Below are 20,680 nucleotides of genomic sequence, written 5' to 3'. Positions count from 1 at the left end.
AATCAGGTCTCACGAAAGCGATAACCAACGCCATAAAGCGTTTCAATCATATCGAAGTCATCGTCAACAACCTTGAACTTCTTGCGCAGGCGCTTGATGTGGCTGTCAATTGTACGATCATCAACATAGACCTGCTCGTCATAAGCGGCATCCATCAAGGCATCGCGGCTTTTAACGACGCCAGGACGCTGTGCCAATGAGTGCAAGATGAGGAACTCGGTAACTGTCAGCGTTACTGGTTCGCCCATCCATGTGCAGGTATGACGCTCCTGATCCATGACCAGCTGGCCACGTTCAAGCGACTTGGCCTGAACACTACCCGGCTTTGCACCACTTTCGCGTGCAGCAACACGGCGAAGAACAGCCTTCACACGCTCGACCAGCAGACGCTGTGAAAACGGCTTGGTGATGAAATCATCAGCGCCCATTTTCAAACCAAACAGTTCGTCGATCTCATCGTCCTTTGAGGTAAGGAATATAACCGGGAGATCAGATTTCTGGCGCAAACGGCGCAGAAGCTCCATGCCATCCATACGCGGCATCTTTATATCGAAAATCGCGAGATTGGGCGGGCGGGCGGTCAGGCCATCCAATGCCGACGCACCATCTGTATAGGTCTCTACGCGATAACCTTCCGACTCCAGTGCTATGGATACGGATGTCAGAATGTTGCGGTCGTCATCGACGAGCGCAATAGTCTGCATTGCGGGTACTTCCCTCATGCCCTGCCTTCCTATGTGCTTCAAACCTGTGCGCTTGTGCCGGACAAATTAGGTACAAAATGTGGCACAGAACGCAAACCTTGTCATCCAATCACTTTTACAGGTGTTTTTCGTATCTGAATGAGAGTGGCAGGATGACGTAAGTTTAAACCGATTTAAAAAAAATTAAAATCTTTAAATCGATTAAACATTTGAAACTGTTTGATTTTTCTGCTTTTGACCAAATCTAGTCGCATTCTGCATTGAACATGTGAAATGGGATTAACCAAAGATTTGACCTATGCACCCTTCTTAAACAATGGCGGACAGATGACTAGAGAGATCGGCATCCATAACGCGGCAATCGCGCTCGGCACCTCAGGATTACAGGGCGTTTCGGCGGCCTATTATAATCTTGGAACAGCAGAACTCTATGAGGAAACATTGCGCCGCGGCGAAGCTGTTCTGACAGCTCAAGGTGCACTCGTAGCCCGTACCGGCCAGCATACAGGCCGCTCCCCCAAGGACAAATTCGTTGTTCGTGATGAATCCACCGAAAACAAAGTCTGGTGGGACAACAATGCCGCGATGACGCCTGAGGCTTTTGAGTTGCTTTATGCGGATTTCATGGAGCAGGCGAAGGGCAAGGAACTGTTTGTGCAGGATCTCGTCGGCGGTGCCGATGAAGACTACAAACTCAACACGCGAGTCATCACGGAATTTGCGTGGCACTCCCTGTTCATCCGCAACCTGCTGATCCGTCCTGAACGCGAAGCGCTCTCGGACTTCGTTCCGCAGATGACAATTATTGATCTGCCATCTTTCCGTGCAGACCCGGCAAAACACGGCACACGAACAGAAACAGTTATCGCGGTAGACCTTAATCGCCTTATCGTTCTGATCGGCGGTTCTGCATATGCCGGTGAGATGAAGAAATCTGTCTTCACGGCACTCAACTACATTCTGCCGGCAAAAGGCGTCATGCCAATGCATTGCTCGGCCAATGAAGGCCCTGATGGCGACACTGCCGTATTCTTCGGACTTTCCGGTACAGGCAAGACCACGCTTTCGGCTGATCCAACCCGCACACTGATTGGCGATGATGAGCATGGCTGGGGCGAGCATGGCGTGTTCAATTTCGAAGGCGGCTGCTATGCAAAGACAATCCGCCTTTCGGCGGAAGCTGAGCCGGAAATCTTCGCAACGACACAGCGTTTCGGCACTGTGCTTGAGAACGTTGTTCTGGACGAAAAACGCCAGCCTGACTTCAATGACGGTTCGCTGACAGAGAACACGCGCTGCGCCTATCCACTCGACTTCATTCCAAATGCCTCGAAGTCAGGGAAAGCCAGTCATCCAAAGAATATCATCATGCTCACGGCTGATGCGTTCGGCGTCATGCCACCCATTGCCAAGCTCACTCCGGCTCAGGCGATGTATCACTTTCTTTCCGGCTATACTGCAAAGGTTGCCGGTACCGAGCGCGGCGTAACCGAGCCCGAAGCAACGTTCTCGACATGTTTCGGCGCACCATTCATGCCCCGGCATCCGTCAGAATATGGCAATCTGCTGCGTCAGCTGATTGCGGATCACAATGTAGACTGCTGGCTGGTAAATACCGGCTGGACAGGCGGCGCTTATGGCATTGGTAAGCGCATGCCGATCAAGGCAACGCGTGCACTATTGTCCGCAGCGCTTGACGGCTCCCTGAAGAATGCTGACTTCCGTACGGATCCGAATTTCGGTTTTGCAGTGCCTGTTGCAGTAAACGGCGTTGACAATTCCATTCTCGACCCACGTTCAACTTGGGCTGACAAGGCTGGCTATGACGCACAGGCAAACAAGCTTGTCGACATGTTCATCCGCAACTTCGGCAAGTTTGAAAGTCACGTTGACAGCGATATTAAAGCCGCTGCGCCGCATACGCCCGTTGCCGCGGAATAAAGCTGCAACTTTGAATATGAAAGCCCCGCCCAATGCGGGGCTTTTTTCATGGCAGCTCCTCTTTCGGAATGGTTCTTCCAGAGAATCAAAGTTTAGGCTACCAATCCGCCATGGAAGAAAGCCGCAGCAGGATTAAAATCACCAATCGAATCTGGATCGATGAAAGCGATCTGGAAGAGAATTTCATTCGTTCTGCAGGCCCCGGCGGTCAAAATGTCAACAAGGTGTCCACTGCCGTGCAGTTGCGGTTCTACGCCGTCAGAGCAGGATTGCCGGATGACGTATTGGCTCGACTAATCTCGCTTGCCGGCCAGAGGGCCACCAAGGATGGCGAGGTTCTGATCGAGGCGAACCGTTTCCGCACGCAGGAACGCAACCGCCAGGATGCACGCGAACGTATGGTGGCGCTGATTTCAAAGGCTGCTGAACCGCCCCCACCGCCTCGTAGAAAAACCCGCCCGACAAAAGGTTCGATCGAGCGTCGGCTGAAAGAAAAATCAGGCCGCTCAGGCGTTAAAAAGATGCGTGGCAAGGTTCAGGGCGACTAGTCGGGATCAAATAGGCTCGCACCGCGTTATGATGTGGGTTCAAATCATTCTTTCCAAAGCGGGCGTGAAATGTCACAACAATGCCTGTCGATTTGAACAATCAACAAGGAGCCAGTCATGGGACTATTTGATTTCGTTAAATCCGTAGGTAAGAAAATCGGTATTGGCGATGAAGAGCCGAGCGCCGAGGATCTCAAAAAGGAGCTGGACTCCCACAAACTGGGCACCGAAAACGTTGAAGTCGTTGTCGAAGGCGACAAGGCCGTTCTAAAGGGCAATGTCACCAATCAAGAGATTCTCGAAAAGGCGATCATAGCTGTCGGCAATTCGCTTGGTGTCTCAAAAGTGGACACAGGTGGTCTGACGGTTGATCAGACAACAACAGGTTCCGTCGCTAAAGCGCCAGTGTTCTACACGGTCAAGAAGGGCGACAATCTCTGGAAGATCGCTGAATCCCAGTATGGCAAGGGAAAAGGTGCCAAGAACACACTCATCTTCGAAGCCAACAAGCCCATGCTGAGCCATCCGGACAAGATTTACCCGGGGCAGGTTTTGCGTATTCCTGAACTCAGCTAAATCAGGCTTCATGAATCCACAGGCCCGGTGCTTTGCGCCGGGTTTGTTTTTTAGGGCGCAGATCAATGCTACTGCTTGCACCGGGCATTCGTTATTTTCCGGACTATTTCAGCCAGCAACAGCAGGCTTCCCTGCTTGACGATGTACGGGCCATCGTAACCACATCTCCGCTTTACGTTCCGGCCATGCCAAAGACCGGCAAGGAAATGAGCGTCCGCATGACCAATTGCGGTGCGCTTGGCTGGGTTACCGATAAAGAGCGTGGTTATCGCTATCAGGCCACCCATCCGGTTACTGATCGACCATGGCCAGCCATACCATCAATGCTATTGGACCTCTGGAACAGTGTCGGCGACTATCCGCAATCTCCCGAGGCTTGCTTGATCAATTTTTACTCCGAGGCGGCAAAAATGGGTCTGCATCAGGATCGCGACGAGCAAAATCTTCAAGCGCCGGTGGTTTCCGTATCGCTGGGAGACACCTGTCTTTTTCGCTTCGGCGGCACCAACCGCAATGACCGGACACAATCCATCAAGCTTTCAAGCGGCGATGTCGTCGTGTTGGGCGGAGAAGGCCGCCTGGCATTTCACGGGGTGGACCGCATCTATCCCGGCACTTCGACCTTGCTGAAGAACAGTGGCCGGATCAATCTTACACTCAGGCGCGTCACAGCTTCCTGAGCGCAACCTCTTCCACAAGATGATTATTGCCTTTGCGCAGGATAAGATCGGCCCGCGGTCTTGTGGGCAAGATATTCTCGCGCAAATTCTTCAGGTTGATATTGGCCCATAGGCTTTCGCCGATGGCTCTGGCGGAATCATCCGAGATTGTCGAATAGCGATGGAAGAACGAGCTTGGGTCCTTGAACGCGGTCTCACGCAGACGCATGAAGCGATCAATGTACCATTTATGAATCTGCTCTTCGTCCGCATCGATATAGATCGAGAAATCGAAGAAATCCGAAACGAAAGGCACCATCTTGCCGTCTTCGGGCAGGTCTCGAACCTGCAGCACATTGATACCTTCGAAAATCAAGATATCCGGCGCGTCAACGGTCTGAAACTGACCCGGCAGCACATCGTAAGTCAGATGTGAATAAAGCGGAGCATTGACGTTGCGCTGTCCTGCCTTGATCTGTGAAAGGAAGCGCAGCACCATTCCCACATCATAGCTTTCCGGAAATCCCTTGCGCTCCATCAGGCCTTTGGAACGCAGCACGTCATTGGGATAGAGGAACCCGTCTGTCGTGACTAGATCAACCTTGGGGCTGGAAGGCCAGCGGGCAAGAAGTTCCTTCAGCACGCGCGCCGTGGTCGATTTACCCACCGCAACCGAACCTGCAACACCGATGATAAAAGGCGTTTTGAATGCATCGCCGGTATTGAGAAATTGACGCCGCTGATAAAATAGAAGCTGGCTTGCCTCGACATGCGCTGAAAGCAGTCGGGATAGCGACAGATAAATCCGGCTGACCTCATCTAGGTCAATCGGATCGTTCAATGAGCGTAGTCTTTTGATTTCCTCATAGGTCAGAGTGATGGGGGTGTCGGCACGAAACTCTGCCCAACGTTCAGCGCTGTAAAAGCGATACGGAGAGAATTCGCTAGGTGCCAATTGATCCACGACGTCACCTTCCGCCAGTCCGGTCGCCTGCCTTTCACTCGCTGGAGCCTTGAACATGGTTTAGCCCTGCCCCCGCGAAGCTTTTTCCTCAAGTCCAGTCTGGCTTGTCCTGTGCTGCAATTCCTGCAGAACCTCATCAAGCTTGATGCCGGAAATTCCAAGAACCACTAGCAGATGATAGAGCAAATCCGCGCTTTCTGAAATAACACCCTGTCTGTCGCCCGAAACAGCTGCGATGACAGTTTCCACCGCTTCCTCACCCAGCTTCTGACTGGCTTTACCAATCCCTTTGGTATGGAGGCTGGCAGTGTAGGATTTGATATCTGTGGAACTGGCGCGTGTCGCTACGATACGTTCCAGATCTGCCAAAGTGAATGCAGTCATCAAAACTCTCCAGTCAACGCACGGGATCAAGCCGCATCGGGATGCCGGCCGCCGCCATATGCGCTTTGGCTTCTGCGATCGTATAAGTCCCGAAATGGAAAATGGATGCGGCAAGCACTGCAGAAGCATGGCCCTCGCGAATCCCCTCGACCATATGGTCAAGATTACCAACGCCACCTGACGCTATGACAGGTACGCGAACAGCATCAGCAATCGCACGCGTGACAGGTATGTCGTAGCCGATCTTCGAGCCATCCCGGTCCATCGACGTCAAAAGGATCTCTCCCGCGCCCAGGTCCACTACTTTTCTGGCAAACTCGACAGCATCTATACCAGTCGCCTGGCGCCCGCCGTGGGTGAAGATTTCCCAGCGATCAATCTCTTTTGCTCCGGACACCTTCTTGGCATCTATAGCGACCACAATGCATTGATTGCCGAACTTGTCCGCCGCTTCTGCAATAAAATCAGGATTAACCACCGCAGCCGTATTGATTGACACCTTGTCTGCACCAGCGAGCAGCAGTTTGCGGATATCTGCAACCGTACGTACACCACCCCCAACGGTCAGCGGCATAAAACACTGTTCTGCAGTACGGGCGACCACATCGAATATCGTCTCACGATTATCCGATGAGGCAGTGATGTCGAGAAAACAAAGTTCGTCCGCACCGGCGGCATCATAGGCTTTCGCTGCTTCTACCGGGTCACCAGCATCGATCAGATCGACGAAATTCACGCCTTTGACGACACGTCCGTCCTTTACGTCGAGACAGGGTATAACGCGTGCTTTCAGAGTCATGCCGCACGCTCCCTTGCCTGCCGCAGTACGTCCAGCGCCTCTTCAGGGTCAATGCGCCCATCGTAAAGCGCGCGGCCCGAAATGGCCCCTTCAAGCTTGTGCGCGTCAGGCATGGTCATACGAACGATATCCGCAATCGATGCGAGCCCGCCCGAGGCAATCACGGGAATCGAAACTGCTTCGGCAACCTGCAGCGTAGATTCCCAGTTTATGCCGGCCAGAATTCCGTCCCGGTCGATATCGGTATAGATGATCGCCGCAACACCAGCGCCTTCGAATTTCTTCGCAAGCTCAATAACGCCTAGCGTTGAAGCCTCTGCCCAACCTTCGACTGCAACCTTGCCGCCTTTGGCATCAATACCGACTGCAACTTTTCCTGGAAATCGCTTGCAGGCCTCGAGGACCAGCGCGGGATCACGAACAGCAATCGTACCGAGAATAACGCGAGACAGGCCTTTTGCCAGCCAAGCCTCAATGTGGTCAAGCGTACGGATTCCACCGCCAAGCTGAACGGGGTTCTTTGTTGCTTTAAGGATTGCTTCGACAGCAGCACCGTTGACCGATTCACCAGCGAAGGCACCATTGAGATCCACGACATGGAGCCACTCGAACCCTTGATCCTCAAATGCCTTGGCCTGCGCCGCCGGATCAGTGTTGTAGACTGTCGCCTGTTCCATATCGCCAAGTTTCAGCCGGACGCATGTGCCGTCCTTCAAATCAATTGCTGGAAAAAGGATCATGGATTCCACCTCAAGAAATTGCCTATCAGTGCCAAGCCCAAAGCCTGGCTCTTTTCCGGATGGAACTGTGTCCCGGCCATATTGTCATTGGCGACGGCCGCAGTGATCGCACCACCATAGTCGGTAACAGCAAGCACGTCGTTTTCTATTGCCGTATCCAGAAAATACGAATGGACGAAATAGGCATGCAGACCCTTTGGACCGGTTTCAATGCCGTCAAACAAAGGATGCGGACGCGTAAGGCGAATGGTATTCCAGCCGATCTGCGGAATTTTCAACGCCGGATCAGACGGTACCATTTCGCGCACATCGCCTTTGATCCAGTCAAACCCGGTCGAAATGGTTTTCTCCAGCCCGCGTGACGACATCAGCTGCATGCCAACGCAAATACCCAGAAACGGGCGCGCTCTTTTAATCGCTACTTCGTTGATAGCGTCTACCATGCCTTCCACCGCATGTAATCCACGGCGGCAATCGGCATAAGCGCCTACTCCCGGCAGTACTATGCGATCGGCTGTGCGTATACGCTCTGCATCGGCAGTCAGATCAATGGTTGCACTGATGCCGCTTTCATAAGCGGCGCGTTCAAAGGCTTTGGTGGCCGAGCGCAGATTACCCGAACCATAATCAATAATGGCAACGCGCATGTTCAATTCTCTCCACGATGGCTGACAAGGCCAACCATGCCGCCAACGACAGGTTTGAAACCTGTCGCTTGAAGGGGCATATCAACTTTGGCTGCCCGTTCGCTTGGTTGCTCTGCAACAAAGTCTTCGCCATAGAAATAAGCAATCTCGGCATCACTCGCATTGGCAGCATCCACGACAGCGCGTTGCTCGAAACCCTTGCGCTCAAGCTTCGCATAACGCCAGCGACTTGCCTCCAGCCCAACGAGTAGGGAAAGCAACGCCGTAACAACGGCTGCCATATCCGCATGGCCAGTGTAGGAACCGACCATCGAAATGGCGATGGTTGCCACGAGTACCAATACGGCTTCAAACCACAACCTCTGCAATAGCAGCCACGGCACAGGGAAAATGAAACCCAGCCAGGCAAAGCCATCCCGGATGAAAACTGTGCGGTCTTCATCCGGTTGGCCGTTACGTAACTGCGGCGTCAGCACAACAAAGCTGGCCATAACTCAGCCTTTCAAACTGCCCTTCGTTGAAGGAATAGCATCCTTCTGGCGAGGGTCGGTTTCAATTGCGTGCCGTAACGTACGAGCAACGGCCTTGAAGCATGTCTCAGCGATATGATGGTTGTTCTCGCCATAGAGATTGGCGATATGTAGGGTAATCCCGGCATTCTGAGCCAGGGCATGGAAGAACTCCCGCACCAGTTCCGCATCAAACGTGCCGATTTTTGGTGCCGAAAACTTCACGTGCCAGATGAGGTAAGGGCGGCCCGATACGTCCAGCGCAGCGCGTGTCAACGTTTCGTCCATAGCAAGATCAAGCGAGGCATAGCGATTAATGCCTCGGCGCTCACCCAAAGCTTTTGCAATAGCCTGACCAATGGCAATACCCGTGTCTTCTACAGTATGGTGATCATCAATATGCAGATCGCCATTGGCCTTGATATCCATATCAATCAGCGAATGACGCGAGAGTTGCTCCAGCATATGATCAAAGAAACCGACACCTGTTGCAATGTTGAATGCACCGGTGCCATCCAGATTGACCGAAACGGCAATGCTGGTTTCCTTGGTTGTCCGCTCTACCTTTGCTTCACGCGTGTTGACGCTGGCCATGCCTTTATCCCACTGGAGAAATATCTTTAATTGTGGCCTTCTAAAACACGAATGCCAAATCTCCAAATGCTTTGATGGCTTACGGTTATAGAGTCATTTGCATTTCTGTAGCGGCATCATACATAAGTGGAACAGAAGGGGTTCGATATGCTGCCATATGGGGCATGAACCGGACCCGCTTTAAGGAGCCTGAGATATGCAAGAACACAACCCCTCCACCATGTACGGGACTACCATTGTGACCGTCCGCAAAGGCGGCAAGGTAGTCATTGCCGGTGATGGACAAGTCAGCCTCGGCAATACCGTGATGAAAGGCAATGCCCGCAAGGTTCGCCGTATCGGAAAAGGCAATGTCATTGCCGGTTTCGCTGGTGCGACCGCAGATGCCTTTACATTGCTTGAGCGACTTGAATCCAAGCTTGAACAATATCCCGATCAGTTGATGCGTGCCTGTGTCGAACTCGCCAAGGATTGGCGTACCGACCGTTATTTGCGCCGTCTTGAAGCCATGCTGCTGGTCGCCGACAAATCTGTGACACTGGCACTCACCGGCAATGGTGACGTGCTTGAACCTGAATATGGCGTGATGGCTATCGGTTCCGGCGGAAATTTCGCTTTGGCAGCGGCCAAGGCACTTTTGGATACGGACAAGAACGCAGAAGAAATTGCACGCACTGCAATGCAGATTGCGGCCGATATCTGCATATACACCAATACGAACGTAACGCTTGAGAGCCTCGATGCAGCCTGAAACTGAAGCTGGGACCAAGTTCCGTTACCGCTTCATTCCGGTTGAGCCACGCCATCTGAACATGATTTCGGAATGGCTGGCAGAGCCGCATGTGGCGCAATGGTGGAATGAAGACCCGGACAAGGAAATAGCCGAGATCGCCAATCATATGGACAGTATTTCGGTTGAACCCTTCATTATCATGCTTGGCGATGAACCGATTGGCTATCTGCAGACCTATGATCCGCACCTTGAAGATGACCACCCTTATCAGGACCAGCCCGGCGGTACGCTGGGAATGGACCTTTTTATCGGTGAGCCGGATCTGATCGGGAAAGGTCATGGAGCGCGACTGATCGACGAATTCGTATCGCTGCTTTTCGAAGAAGGCGTGCCGCGCGTCATCATCGATCCAGACCCAGCCAACAGGCAGGCAATCCGGGCTTATGAAAAAGCGGGCTTTATCGCTTTTGACACAAGAACATCAATCTATGGTCCCGCCCTCATGCTGGCACGGGATAATTTTGAAATTTGGCCCGACGACGGGCAGGAAGAAACGAGAATCCAATGACAACATTTTCTCCAAGAGAAATCGTCTCTGAGCTTGATCGCTATATTATCGGCCAGAACGACGCAAAACGTGCCGTTGCTATTGCGTTACGTAACCGTTGGCGCCGTCAGCAACTGGAAGGCCAGATGCGCGAAGAAGTCATGCCCAAGAACATTCTGATGATTGGACCGACCGGCGTTGGCAAAACGGAAATTTCCCGCCGCTTGGCGAAACTGGCCGGTGCGCCCTTTATCAAAGTCGAAGCGACCAAATTCACAGAGGTCGGTTATGTGGGCCGTGATGTCGAGCAAATCATTCGCGACCTGGTTGAAGTTGCCATTGGCCTTGTGCGTGAGAAGAAACGTGAGGACGTGAAGGCCAAGGCCCATGTCAATGCGGAAGAACGTGTGCTTGACGCTTTGGTCGGCAAAACTGCCAGCCCTGCAACCCGTGACAGCTTTCGCAAGAAGTTGCGCGATGGTTTGATCGACGACAAGGAAATCGAAGTCGAGATCGCGGATACCGGCTCGCCAAGTTTCGAGCTTCCCGGCATGCCGGGTGCCAATATCGGTGTGCTCAACCTCAGCGACATGCTTGGGAAAGCCATGGGCGGTCGCACCAAGACTGTTAAGACCACTGTCAAGGAATCCTACGGCGTTTTGATCAATGACGAGTCAGACAAGCTGCTCGATCAGGACCAGATTACCCAGGAAGCGCTGCGTTCCGCGGAAAATGACGGTATCGTCTTCCTTGACGAGATCGACAAGATTGCAGCACGTGATGGCGGGATGGGCGCCGGCGTCTCACGCGAAGGCGTGCAGCGCGATCTGCTTCCTTTGGTTGAAGGAACTACTGTCGCAACCAAGTATGGGCCGATCAAGACAGACCATATTCTGTTCATCGCATCGGGTGCATTCCATGTTTCCAAGCCTTCCGATCTCCTGCCGGAATTGCAGGGCCGCCTGCCTATTCGTGTAGAGCTGAGCGCTCTTACCCGGGATGACATGCGCCGCATTCTCACTGAGCCGGAAGCAAGCCTGCTGAAGCAATATATCGCGCTCATGGCAACTGAAGAGGTCAAGCTGGACATTACAGACGATGCGATTGACGCATTGGCAGATATTGCCGTCGACCTTAACTCGACGATAGAAAATATCGGCGCGCGCCGTCTCCAGACAGTCATGGAGCGCGTGCTCGACGAGATTTCCTTCAGTGCGCCTGATAAATCAGGGGCCGAATACACTGTCGATGCAAAATATGTCCGGGAGACCATTGGCGACATGGCCAAAAATGCTGACCTGTCCCGGTTCATTCTCTAAGGAAACCTTCCTCAGATTATGCCAAACAAAGAAATTGCGATGGGAAACCATCGCGATTTCTTATTAATAGGCAGGCCGCGGCAAGAGTGCCGTTTAAGTATGTGGACGGCGTGGGATGAGTTGCCCGCTTCCCACACCGTGACGAGACTCGACGTCTTGAACTGAGGTTTTTCTGGCTTTCATTGAAACAAGCCGCTATTGCGGGCCTCTGACTGGATTTCTGGATCGATGATGAAACGAACCCTGCGCCTCATAGCAACCAGCTGCTTGCTGTTTTCTGCAACTGTCCAATCGACGCTGGCTGTAACAGTCGTGCCCGAAGGCAATCGCAATGCGAGCCAGCCGGGCGTCCCCGCCGCATCTGCCAAGCGGACGCGCGAGATGAATACGACCTATGAGGCAAAATACCAGAAAATCTATGGATTGCTCAAAAGCGATTCAAAGCTGCGGTCGAAGATCGCCAGTGTTTCGAGAACCTACGGCATTGATCCGGTTCATGTCGCTGGTGCGCTCATCGGCGAACATACCTACAATGTTGATGCCTATGACAGGCTGCAGACCTATTATGTCAAGGCTGTTTCTTATTTGAAACAAGGTCTCAGCTTTGACTATAAGGGCGAAAGCATTGGGGATTTCGTCAAGCGTCCCCAGTTTGCTGAATGCAACAAATTCAAAGACAGTCTTCGCCTTTGGTCATGCCGGGAGAATGTCTGGGACAATAATTTCCGTGGAAACAATATTGGCGGAACAAGCTATCCCAATAATCGTCTGAGCGCGGTTTTCTTTCAGCCATTCTATGCAGGCCAAAGCTTCGGTCTGGGGCAGCTTAGCCCTCTTGTCGCTTTGCAAATGACGGATATGGTCAACCGTTATTCGGGCCTGCCCAAACTAGATGCCGATCATGCAACCGAGGTCTACAAGACAATTATGGACCCTGATCTGACGTTGCCCTATATGGCGGCGACACTGAAGCACTCAATTGATGTTTACCGCCGCGTCGCGGATCTCGACATTTCCAAAAATCCCGGCCTGACAGCAACACTCTATAATACGGGCGGTGCTGATTCCCGGGCACGTACCCTTGCCAGTATAAATGCCCAACGTTCTGCCAATGGCGAGCCACTGCAAATGCCGGAAGAAAACTATTATGGCTGGCTGGTCAATGAGAAGATGGATCAGCTCAAAGCGCTGTTCTAGCGGCAGTTCAACGCTTGCGCCTGTCAGGCAATGATTTCAGCTTGGCAATGAACATTTTCGCAGTGTCGGAATCCACATCCGCAATTCTCATTGAGAGCAGGTTGGCCAGCTCCGTCACGGATGGCGAAAGACCTCCGGTATCAATGGTTACACGGGGTTGCGAAATCAGCGCCAATCGCTGCAATTCTTCCGCCTCATCCCAGATGATATTGAAATATTGGATGATGCGCTGAAGCTTATCCCATGTGGGCTGGCCACGGCGTCCATGTTCGAGTGCCGAAAGATAAGCCGCGGAAACACCTATCGCCTTGGCCATTTCCTTTTGCGACACGTTCCGCGCCTGCCGCAACTCCCGCAACTTTTCTCCAAACGGTGTCATGGGGCTTCACGCCGCATGCGAACATAAATTGCACCCGTTCCGCCGTGATTGCGCGCTGCATCTTCATAGCCATTGACCAGAATACGAAAAGCCGGTGTCGCAAACCATAGGGGCACTGCCTGACGAAGTACGCCATCGCTACCGAAAGACGCGCCCTTGCCGGTTATCACCAGAACGTGGCGCAGTTTGCGTAAATGCGCCCGTTGCAGAAAACCAAGCAGCAAGCCATAGGCCTCGCTCTGTGTCAGCCCATGCAGGTCGATACGGCCCTCAATGACAACGCGCCCTTTTGCGATTTTCTTATGGGTGGGCTTGTCGATTGGATGAAGCAGGTGCGGACGCGGTGTCGGTTTTACCGGAAATGCTGGGGCCTGCTGTTTTGGTCTTTCAGGAGCCGAAGGTTGCTGCGAATCGCTCGCCGACTTTTCTTCCAAAAGAAATTGAGGTTTGTCTTTACCCTTTAACGGACGTGTCGTCTTCGCAACGGTCTCCCAAAGAATCCGGTCTTCAAGTGTCGCAAACTCCGATGAAGATTTCTTCTTCATCACAGCGACCCAAACAGGCTTCGCGGCACCAGTGCATAGAAATCTGCATTGTGACGAATACCGCCAGCAATCTCCCCTGCCTCATCGCCTGATCCCGCAAACAGATCACCGCGAGCAGGGCCAACAATTGCCGACCCGGTGTCCTGAGCGATCATCAAGCGGGAAAAGCTATTTCCACCAAAGGCAGTCAGTTGCGGCGCATGAATGTAAAAAGGGGTTCCAAACGTATGGAGCAGACGATCTACGGCCATTGAGCGGCCACCCATGAGTGGTACTTTTGCCGCCGCTATCGGCCCAAGACTTTCATCGTCTACAGCGGCTTCACGAAAGAAGATGTAGGATTGGTTATTCCACAATAGTAGCTGGACCTGCTCGGGATTTTCCGCAAGCCACTGTCGTATCGATTGCATCGAAATCTTTTCAGGTTTGATCTCACCGCGGTCGAGCAATATCTTGCCTATGCCGGTAAAACGATGACCTGTCTTTGCAGCGTAGGTAATGCGACGCAGGCTTCCATCGACCATCTTCAGCCTGGCTGCGCCCTGCACGTGAATGAAGAACGCATCGACAGCGCTTTTTACAAAGGCGATTTCCAAACCTTGTCTGTCAAGGGCGCCGCTCTCAATGGCGCGACGATCATAGTATTCTGCAAAGCCTTCAGGTGTCTGGCGCGCAAAAGCAAAATACGCATCGAAGCCCGAAGGGCGATTGCTATCATCTATATCGACGAGGTCGGCTGGCCGCTTCAGAAAAGGGACGGTGAATTCTTCTGTCCGGACGGGTGAGGCAATCACCTCTGGCTCATAGAACCCCGTGACAAACCCGCTTTTTGTTTCTTCAGGTTTTATAAAAGCCGGGCGAAACCACTTTTCAAAAAACAGGCGGGCATCTTGGTCATTTTCAACAAATGTTTCACGTGAATCAGCAAAAATGGGCTCAAGCGCTTCAAACGAAATACCAAGAGAACCAGATTTATAAGGCTTTTCCAGAACGCGAACCGCTGAGCGCCTGAACGCAATGAAGGCTTCCAGTTGCCTGTCTGCCTCCCAACCGGGGCAATCTTCAAATTCCGCCGGTTGCAACAGGGGCGATAACATGTTCTCAGGTCTCAGATATGGTCAGTCTTCGGCTTCGGTGGCAACGAGCTTCCAGTTCGGGTCCTTTGAACGCGTATCGCGCGCAAATGTCCACACATCCTTTACCTCGACAACGGCTTCCTTATCGCCGTCAATCACAGCATCGTCCTTGTCGAGTGTAGCCGAAATCAATTCGCTGATGACACGCACCGTCACATGTGATTCGGTACCCTTCATTTCAGCACCGATAATTTCGGCCTTGTTGATGCCCACAAAAGAAGACTGGACCTTTTCGCCCCGCGATTCGCGATCAGCAATAGCCGAAACGAAGCCATCAAAAACTTCACGGGACAGAAGGGATTTCAGCGTCTTGCGATCGCCATCGGCAAATGACATGACAATCATCTCATAGGCCATTTTGGAACCGTCCAGAAACTTCACCGGTTCGAATGTTGGATCAGCAGCCTGAATTGCGCGCAAACCATCATTTACTGGGCTTCCTGGCTTGGCAAGGCTGTCGATCTTCTCAAAGTCATTCTCTTTGACTTCACCGCGCCTCGGCAAAGATACGACATTATCGCCGGCTTTCACCTTATCATCCGTTTCGGCATTTCGCGAATATGGATTGAATGGCGGCCGCTCACTTCCGGTGCGACGGCCGAGGACTTTGCGCAACTGCAGGAAGATCACCACAGCCGCCACGAAGAAGAAGATTGTTCCAAAGTCCAGGTATTCCATGTCGCCTGCCATTCATCCAGATGTTCGTTTCCGCTTTCGATCTTTCGTCGAAATATCAAAAACATATAGATTGCCAATTGCAATCATACAAATACTCTTCACGCTTACCTATATAGGCATGAAATTGACACCGGCTATGCATAATAGCCGGATATGTCCTTTGAAAGGTAAAATAGTTTGCGATCTCTTATTCCTCTGTTCCTGCTGGCTCTGCCTTTTCTGGAAATAGCCGGTTTTATCATTGTCGGAAACGAAATTGGTGTCCTAGCCACGCTCGGACTTATTATTCTTGCAATTTTTGTCGGCATTTTCCTTCTCCGCTTGCAAGGATTTGGCCTGATTCAGAAAATTCGTGAGGAAACCGCTGCCGGTCGCTCTCCAAAACGTGAGCTTGTCCATGGAGTAATGCTGTTCTTTGCCGCTTTGCTGCTGATTATTCCCGGCTTCATTACAGATATCATCGGTTTGCTGTTGTTCATCCCGGCTGTACGAGATCTCGGCTGGCGTTGCATCAGCGACCGTGTGGTCGTTGTAAATTCCAGCGGCAGACGACCGGCCGGTCCACGGCAAACCCGGATCAAGGAGAATGTTATTGATCTTGATCCGGAAGACTATTCCAGCAAACCAGACCCAAAGTCGCCTTGGAAGCCTGATCAGTAAAAGTCCAAGCATATGGAACGATAGGATTAGGCCGGGCAGCTTGCCTCGCCAAACAACACATGCTAGCCAGCCACGATTGATTTTTTAGACCGCCACGGCGGGTGCAACAATAAAAGGTTTCCAGACAATGGCTGATGAGAACGCAGAAAACGGCAATGGCAACGGTACTGTCCAGCCACAGACTTTGAATATTCTGGCACAGTATGTGAAGGATCTTTCCTTCGAAAGCCCAGGTTCGCCCCTGTCGCTGCGCCCGCGTGACAAGGCTCCCGGCATCAGCATCAACGTCAATGTGAATGCCAATCCCATTGCTGAGAATGATTTTGATGTTGTTCTCACACTTTCGGCCAAGGCTGCGGAAGGCAAGGAAGTCCTGTTCAACGCGGAACTGGTCTATGGCGGTGTTTTCCGGCTGGAAGGCTTCCCGCAGGAGCACCTCTTGCCACTGCTTTTCATCGAATGCCCTCGCCTGCTGTTTCCATTTGCACGCCAGATCATCGCTGAAGCAACACGCAACGGCGGGTTCCCTCCACTAATGATCGATCCAATCGATTTTGCCCAAATGTTCCAGCAGCGCATGGCTGAAGAACAGGCCAAGGCGAAAGTCAGCTAAAATCTGATATTGATCCAAGGAAACCCGGGCTGGTCCCGGGTTTTTTATTGCGCTTCTATACGCTCGTTCCAGATCGCTTTTTCGCCAAGCTTGGCCACAAGGGCAGCATGCGCCTGCTTTTCAATTTCGCTTAGCCGGGGTGGCAACGCTACTTTGCGTTGCGTAATAATGATTGCAGTTGTTTCGCCTGCATCACTTCGATTGCTCGTCTGGTCTGCAACCGTCAACCCTAGTGCGGTCTGCTTGCCGCCAATGAGTTCTATATAGACCTCAGCAAGCAGCTGCGAATCAAGAAGCGCGCCGTGCATGGTGCGATGGCTGTTGTCGATACCATAGCGTCGGCACAAAGCATCGAGCGAATTCGGACCCATGGGATGTTTGCGGCGGGCCAAAGCCAGCGTATCAATAACACGGTCATTATGGATTGGTGGATGCCCAAGACGATTCAGTTCGGCGTTGATGAATCCCATATCAAAGGTCGCATTGTGGGCTATCAATTTTGCGCCGTCGATGAAATCGAGAAATTCCTGAAGTATCCCAGCAAAAAGCGGTTCGTTTACCAGTTGCTCATTGCTAATCCCGTGCACCGCCAACGCTTCAGGATTAACAGTCCTACCTTCCGGATTTATGAAGACGTGAAATGTGCGACCAGTCGGAAACCGATTGATTAGTTCCACACCACCAATTTCGATGATGCGATCATCGAGTCTATCAAGACCTGTTGTTTCCGTATCAAATATAATTTCGCGCATGGAATCACCTTTATCGCAAGTTCCACGACTTCACCAAGCCTGGCAATACCATGCGATCCTTGCTTCTCTAATCTACAGACATATCCACCAGCGAATGAATAAGCTCATGAACATCGGCACGCGCTGCCTCCAGCCCACGACTTGTATCAATAACAAAGTCTGCTCGCTTTCGCTTTTCAGCATCCGGCGTTTGCCGGGCGAGGATGGTATCAAGTTTTTCAATTGTCATATCAGGTCGGGCAAGAACTCTTTCCCGTTGCACTTGTTCCGGCGCAGTTACAACCAGAACTCTATCAACCCGCTTTTCCGCACCCGTTTCGAAAAGCAAAGGAATGTCTAGAACAACAAGTTTTGCACCGCTATCGTGTGCTTTTTCGCGAAAGCTGTTTTCTTCATTTCGCACGAGCGGGTGAACAATACTCTCCAGTTTTCGCAAAGCTTCCGGCTTACCCATGACGGCAGCTGATAATTTTGTCCGATCAACTTCGCCATTCCTTGTTGTGCAGGGGAAAGCCTGCTCGATCAGCGGTGCGGCAGCGCCTTTATAAAGCCGATGCACCGCATCATCGGCGGAATAGACAGGAATCCCGGCGTCAAGAAACATTTGGGTTGTCGTTGATTTACCCATCCCAATTGATCCGGTCAGGCCAAGTACGATCATTTTTTAGGCCCGCCATTCATATCAGCGAGAATTAAATCGCGCAGCTCGGAGGTCACTTCCGGACGCATACCGAACCAATATTCGAAACCTGGTACAGCCTGATGCAAAAGCATACCTAGACCATCTACAGTTTTCAGCCCTGCTTCACGGGCAGCTTTCAGCAACGGAGTTTCAAGTGGTACATAGACTATATCTGTGACCAGGCTGTCAGATTTTACATTAGACAGATCGATTGCCAGGCTCTCCTTGCCCTCCATCCCCAAAGAGGTTGTGTTCACGATCAGAGACGCGTCGTCGAGAAGTTCAGGCAAAGCGGCCCACTCATGCGCGCTGATGCCTGAACCAAAACGATCTGCCAATTCTTTGGCGCGTGCCGGAGTCCGGTTTACGATACGAATATCCGTCAGACCGCGCTGCTTGAGAGCGTAAATGATTGCGCGGCTTGCGCCACCGGCACCCAAAACAAGCGCGGTTTTGTGTGTGTCCCATTTCGGACTGCTTGCATCGAGATTGGCAAGAAATCCATAGGCATCGGTATTGCCGCCGCGAAGCTGTCCGTTCTCAAACCACAATGTATTTACAGCACCGATTTCTTCGGCGGCAGGATCACGCTTCTGACACAGGGCAAATGCCATTTCCTTATGAGGGATGGTAACATTACCGCCGACATAGCCATTTTGCTGCAAGGTGCTCACGAAATCATTGAAATCTTCCGGGGCAACTTCAACCGCTCCATAGGAACCTTCCAGCCCATACTTCTTCAACCAATGGCCATGAATCAACGGTGATCGTGAGTGTTTGATCGGGTATCCGGTTACGAAGGCCTTACGCATCGATCGCGCCTTCCTTGCGAAGTTCGGCAAGCAGGGAAAGCAGGGGCAGTCCTACGATTGTGAAATAATCACCCTCGACCTTCTGAAAAAGCTGTACTCCCTCCCCTTCAAATTGGTAAGCGCCAACGCTTTGAAGTGCGATGGGTCCGACCCGAGACAAATGGCGACCTACAAATTCCGGCGTAAGGTCGCGTAATGTCATTCGAGCGACTGACACATGTCTCCAAAGTGTCTGGCCATTTCTGCAAATGACAACTGCGCTGTTAAGATGGTGTGTCTTGCCAGAAAGTTTCAACAACTGGCGACGGGCAGCTTCCATATTCTCGGGCTTGTGCAAAACCTCATCACCAAGTGACAACGTCTGGTCTGAACCTATTACAAGCGCTGAAGGATTACGCTCACTGACATCAAGAGCTTTTGCCTCTGCCAGTACCAGAGAAACATCCTCCGGACTGGCACCGCTGTTATAGAGAGGCGCTTCAACTGCACGCTCATCGATATCAGCTGATTGAGCCGTGAATTTTACCCCGGCATTTTTCAGCAGTGCTGCCCGGAATGGGCTTTTGGATGCAAGAATTATATCCATCGTTTTCTTTCAAGTGCCTCGCGCTATCTACCTTGCGCTCGCAGGGCAAGCACAGCGGCGGCAGTTTCCTCAATTGAACGTCTTGATACATCGATCATTGGCCAACCATGCCTGTGGCAGATTTGCCGGGCATAGGTCAATTCCTCGATTATGTTTGCCCTGTCCAGATACTGATCCGAATCAAAGCCTTGGGTTGCGCCCAAGACACGATGTTGACGGACCTGCGATATGCGTTCGGCAGACGCAACCAGCCCTACTATCAAAGGCCTTTGCGAATTCACAAGCGCGTCCGGTACCGGAACGCCCACAACAATAGGTACATTGACCGTTTTGATACCGCGATTGGCAAGATAGATGCTTGTGGGCGTTTTGGACGTGCGGGAAATACCGATCAGAATAACGTCAGCTTCTTCTATATCCGGAGGCAGCTGCCCGTCATCATGTTCCATCGTAAAGTTGAGAGCATCAATTCGCTGAAAGTACTCCGCATTCAAAACATGCTGTGCGCCTACCCTGCGCCCTGCCGGCGCACCGAGATAGGATTGAAACAGTGTCAGTACGGGTTCGAGCACCGACACACATGGAACACCCAATTCCGCGCAACTATCATCAACCATTGCGGCAAGCCGCTGGTCTACAATTGTATAAAGAACGATTCCGGGTTCAGCATCTATACCTTCCAGCACTTTGCGAATCTGCTTTTCAGTCCGAATGAGTGGATAAACGTGTTCAATGGCCCGTGCATGGGCATATTGTGCCGAAGCTGCACGACCGGCGGCAATAAGAGTCTCTCCGGTCGCATCAGAAATCATATGAAGATGAAAGTAGTTTACCGGTTTCGTCACAGAAATTTCCACGTCCTGTTGATGAATGGGGACAATTTGGCCAAATTCCGCCAAGAGATGGCAGCCATGTGGATTGTTGGCAAGTCATCCACAGTCAGCGAACTTGTGCGCAAACCTTCCGCCCAAACCTT

Annotated in this window: 27 protein-coding genes; 10 read left to right on the top strand and 17 right to left on the bottom strand. The window is 52.0% G+C overall.

Going from position 1 to position 20,680, the window contains the following annotated elements; genetic code table 11:
* Nucleotides 1-2: 2 nt before the first annotated feature.
* Nucleotides 3-722, bottom strand: coding sequence for a response regulator transcription factor (locus PMI41_RS18350; RefSeq protein WP_008127356.1), 720 nt, complete (start codon nt 720-722; stop codon nt 3-5).
* A 309-nt stretch (nt 723-1,031) separates the two neighbouring features.
* On the opposite strand from PMI41_RS18350, the gene PMI41_RS18345 reads away from it, so the two are divergent.
* The 4 genes from PMI41_RS18345 (at nt 1,032) to PMI41_RS18330 (ending at nt 4,449) form a co-directional block, all read left to right on the top strand.
* Nucleotides 1,032-2,645 (top strand): phosphoenolpyruvate carboxykinase, encoded by a 1,614-nt coding sequence (locus PMI41_RS18345; RefSeq protein ID WP_040855881.1) that lies wholly within the window; start codon nt 1,032-1,034, stop codon nt 2,643-2,645.
* A 110-nt stretch (nt 2,646-2,755) separates the two neighbouring features.
* Nucleotides 2,756-3,193 (top strand): alternative ribosome rescue aminoacyl-tRNA hydrolase ArfB, encoded by a 438-nt coding sequence (arfB, locus tag PMI41_RS18340; protein WP_008127353.1) that lies wholly within the window; start codon nt 2,756-2,758, stop codon nt 3,191-3,193.
* A 117-nt stretch (nt 3,194-3,310) separates the two neighbouring features.
* The gene (gene lysM / locus PMI41_RS18335) at nt 3,311-3,769 is read left to right on the top strand and encodes a peptidoglycan-binding protein LysM (RefSeq protein WP_008127351.1); all 459 of its coding nucleotides are present in this window, start codon (nt 3,311-3,313) and stop codon (nt 3,767-3,769) included.
* A gap of 65 nt (nt 3,770-3,834) precedes the next feature.
* Entirely contained in the window at nt 3,835-4,449 is a 615-nt protein-coding gene (locus PMI41_RS18330; protein WP_008127350.1) for an alpha-ketoglutarate-dependent dioxygenase AlkB, read from the top strand.
* Here the strand turns inward: PMI41_RS18330 and coaA are convergent.
* From coaA to hisB, 7 genes are read right to left on the bottom strand one after another with little or no spacing between them, the layout of a single operon-like run.
* Nucleotides 4,436-5,449 (bottom strand): type I pantothenate kinase, encoded by a 1,014-nt coding sequence (gene coaA / locus PMI41_RS18325; RefSeq protein ID WP_008127349.1) that lies wholly within the window; start codon nt 5,447-5,449, stop codon nt 4,436-4,438. The genes PMI41_RS18330 and coaA overlap by 14 nt on opposite strands.
* Nucleotides 5,450-5,452: 3 nt before the next feature.
* Nucleotides 5,453-5,776: a phosphoribosyl-ATP diphosphatase gene (locus PMI41_RS18320; protein WP_008127348.1), complete on the bottom strand. Its 324-nt coding sequence runs from the start codon at nt 5,774-5,776 to the stop codon at nt 5,453-5,455.
* A 13-nt stretch (nt 5,777-5,789) separates the two neighbouring features.
* On the bottom strand, nt 5,790-6,575 hold the full coding sequence (hisF, locus tag PMI41_RS18315; protein ID WP_008127346.1) for an imidazole glycerol phosphate synthase subunit HisF: 786 nt from the start codon (nt 6,573-6,575) through the stop codon (nt 5,790-5,792).
* On the bottom strand, nt 6,572-7,315 hold the full coding sequence (gene hisA / locus PMI41_RS18310; RefSeq protein ID WP_008127343.1) for a 1-(5-phosphoribosyl)-5-[(5-phosphoribosylamino)methylideneamino]imidazole-4-carboxamide isomerase: 744 nt from the start codon (nt 7,313-7,315) through the stop codon (nt 6,572-6,574). Before hisA ends, hisF begins: the two co-directional genes overlap by 4 nt.
* Entirely contained in the window at nt 7,312-7,962 is a 651-nt protein-coding gene (hisH, locus tag PMI41_RS18305; RefSeq protein ID WP_008127341.1) for an imidazole glycerol phosphate synthase subunit HisH, read from the bottom strand. The genes hisA and hisH overlap by 4 nt, the downstream gene beginning before the upstream one ends.
* A 2-nt stretch (nt 7,963-7,964) precedes the next feature.
* Nucleotides 7,965-8,453: a DUF2628 domain-containing protein gene (locus PMI41_RS18300; RefSeq protein WP_008127339.1), complete on the bottom strand. Its 489-nt coding sequence runs from the start codon at nt 8,451-8,453 to the stop codon at nt 7,965-7,967.
* Nucleotides 8,454-8,456: 3 nt separating this feature from the next.
* Complete coding sequence (hisB, locus tag PMI41_RS18295) at nt 8,457-9,065, bottom strand: imidazoleglycerol-phosphate dehydratase HisB (protein WP_008127336.1); 609 nt, start codon at nt 9,063-9,065, stop codon at nt 8,457-8,459.
* Between the two features lie 196 nt (nt 9,066-9,261).
* Between hisB and hslV the strand changes: the two genes are divergently transcribed.
* The 4 genes from hslV (at nt 9,262) to PMI41_RS18275 (ending at nt 12,861) form a co-directional block, all read left to right on the top strand.
* The gene (gene hslV, locus PMI41_RS18290; protein ID WP_008127335.1) at nt 9,262-9,816 is read left to right on the top strand and encodes an ATP-dependent protease subunit HslV; all 555 of its coding nucleotides are present in this window, start codon (nt 9,262-9,264) and stop codon (nt 9,814-9,816) included.
* On the top strand, nt 9,806-10,366 hold the full coding sequence (locus tag PMI41_RS18285) for a GNAT family N-acetyltransferase (protein ID WP_008127334.1): 561 nt from the start codon (nt 9,806-9,808) through the stop codon (nt 10,364-10,366). The genes hslV and PMI41_RS18285 overlap by 11 nt, the downstream gene beginning before the upstream one ends.
* Nucleotides 10,363-11,664 carry an ATP-dependent protease ATPase subunit HslU gene (gene hslU / locus PMI41_RS18280; RefSeq protein ID WP_008127333.1) on the top strand — a complete coding sequence of 434 codons (1,302 nt, stop codon included), beginning with the start codon at nt 10,363-10,365 and terminating at the stop codon, nt 11,662-11,664. The genes PMI41_RS18285 and hslU overlap by 4 nt, the downstream gene beginning before the upstream one ends.
* A gap of 231 nt (nt 11,665-11,895) precedes the next feature.
* Nucleotides 11,896-12,861 (top strand): DUF1402 family protein, encoded by a 966-nt coding sequence (locus PMI41_RS18275; RefSeq protein WP_008127331.1) that lies wholly within the window; start codon nt 11,896-11,898, stop codon nt 12,859-12,861.
* 7 nt (nt 12,862-12,868) lie between these two features.
* Here the strand turns inward: PMI41_RS18275 and PMI41_RS18270 are convergent, their stop codons facing one another.
* From PMI41_RS18270 to PMI41_RS18255, 4 genes are read right to left on the bottom strand one after another with little or no spacing between them, the layout of a single operon-like run.
* Nucleotides 12,869-13,240 (bottom strand): helix-turn-helix transcriptional regulator, encoded by a 372-nt coding sequence (locus PMI41_RS18270; protein ID WP_008127329.1) that lies wholly within the window; start codon nt 13,238-13,240, stop codon nt 12,869-12,871.
* Nucleotides 13,237-13,785, bottom strand: coding sequence for a Smr/MutS family protein (locus tag PMI41_RS18265; RefSeq protein WP_008127328.1), 549 nt, complete (start codon nt 13,783-13,785; stop codon nt 13,237-13,239). Before PMI41_RS18265 ends, PMI41_RS18270 begins: the two co-directional genes overlap by 4 nt.
* On the bottom strand, nt 13,785-14,882 hold the full coding sequence (locus PMI41_RS18260; RefSeq protein WP_008127325.1) for a murein transglycosylase A: 1,098 nt from the start codon (nt 14,880-14,882) through the stop codon (nt 13,785-13,787). The genes PMI41_RS18265 and PMI41_RS18260 overlap by 1 nt, the downstream gene beginning before the upstream one ends.
* 21 nt (nt 14,883-14,903) lie before the next feature.
* The gene (locus tag PMI41_RS18255; protein WP_008127322.1) at nt 14,904-15,599 is read right to left on the bottom strand and encodes a Tim44/TimA family putative adaptor protein; all 696 of its coding nucleotides are present in this window, start codon (nt 15,597-15,599) and stop codon (nt 14,904-14,906) included.
* Nucleotides 15,600-15,776: 177 nt separating this feature from the next.
* Between PMI41_RS18255 and PMI41_RS18250 the strand changes: the two genes are divergently transcribed.
* On the top strand, nt 15,777-16,259 hold the full coding sequence (locus PMI41_RS18250) for an FxsA family protein (RefSeq protein WP_008127320.1): 483 nt from the start codon (nt 15,777-15,779) through the stop codon (nt 16,257-16,259).
* A 127-nt stretch (nt 16,260-16,386) separates the two neighbouring features.
* A complete protein-coding gene (secB, locus tag PMI41_RS18245) occupies nt 16,387-16,872 on the top strand; it encodes a protein-export chaperone SecB (protein WP_008127318.1) in 486 nt (161 codons plus the stop codon).
* Between the two features lie 44 nt (nt 16,873-16,916).
* Here secB and dnaQ read toward each other — a convergent pair whose 3' ends face one another.
* The 5 genes from dnaQ to PMI41_RS18220 all read right to left on the bottom strand — a co-directional run bounded on the left by dnaQ (nt 16,917) and on the right by PMI41_RS18220 (nt 20,549).
* Nucleotides 16,917-17,624, bottom strand: coding sequence for a DNA polymerase III subunit epsilon (gene dnaQ / locus PMI41_RS18240; RefSeq protein WP_008127315.1), 708 nt, complete (start codon nt 17,622-17,624; stop codon nt 16,917-16,919).
* Between the two features lie 67 nt (nt 17,625-17,691).
* Nucleotides 17,692-18,285, bottom strand: coding sequence for a dephospho-CoA kinase (coaE, locus tag PMI41_RS18235; protein WP_008127314.1), 594 nt, complete (start codon nt 18,283-18,285; stop codon nt 17,692-17,694).
* Nucleotides 18,282-19,118: a shikimate dehydrogenase gene (locus tag PMI41_RS18230; protein WP_008127312.1), complete on the bottom strand. Its 837-nt coding sequence runs from the start codon at nt 19,116-19,118 to the stop codon at nt 18,282-18,284. The genes coaE and PMI41_RS18230 overlap by 4 nt, the downstream gene beginning before the upstream one ends.
* On the bottom strand, nt 19,111-19,704 hold the full coding sequence (locus PMI41_RS18225) for a Maf-like protein (RefSeq protein ID WP_008127310.1): 594 nt from the start codon (nt 19,702-19,704) through the stop codon (nt 19,111-19,113). The genes PMI41_RS18230 and PMI41_RS18225 overlap by 8 nt, the downstream gene beginning before the upstream one ends.
* Nucleotides 19,705-19,727: 23 nt before the next feature.
* A complete protein-coding gene (locus PMI41_RS18220) occupies nt 19,728-20,549 on the bottom strand; it encodes a pyruvate, water dikinase regulatory protein (RefSeq protein ID WP_008127309.1) in 822 nt (273 codons plus the stop codon).
* Between the last annotated feature and the right edge of the window lie 131 nt (nt 20,550-20,680).

The sequence above is a fragment of the Phyllobacterium sp. YR531 genome (genome assembly GCF_000282595.1).
Lineage (GTDB): Bacteria > Pseudomonadota > Alphaproteobacteria > Rhizobiales > Rhizobiaceae > Phyllobacterium.
Note: the sequence above shows the minus strand (reverse complement) of the source record. Positions and strands in the feature narration are given on the sequence as shown.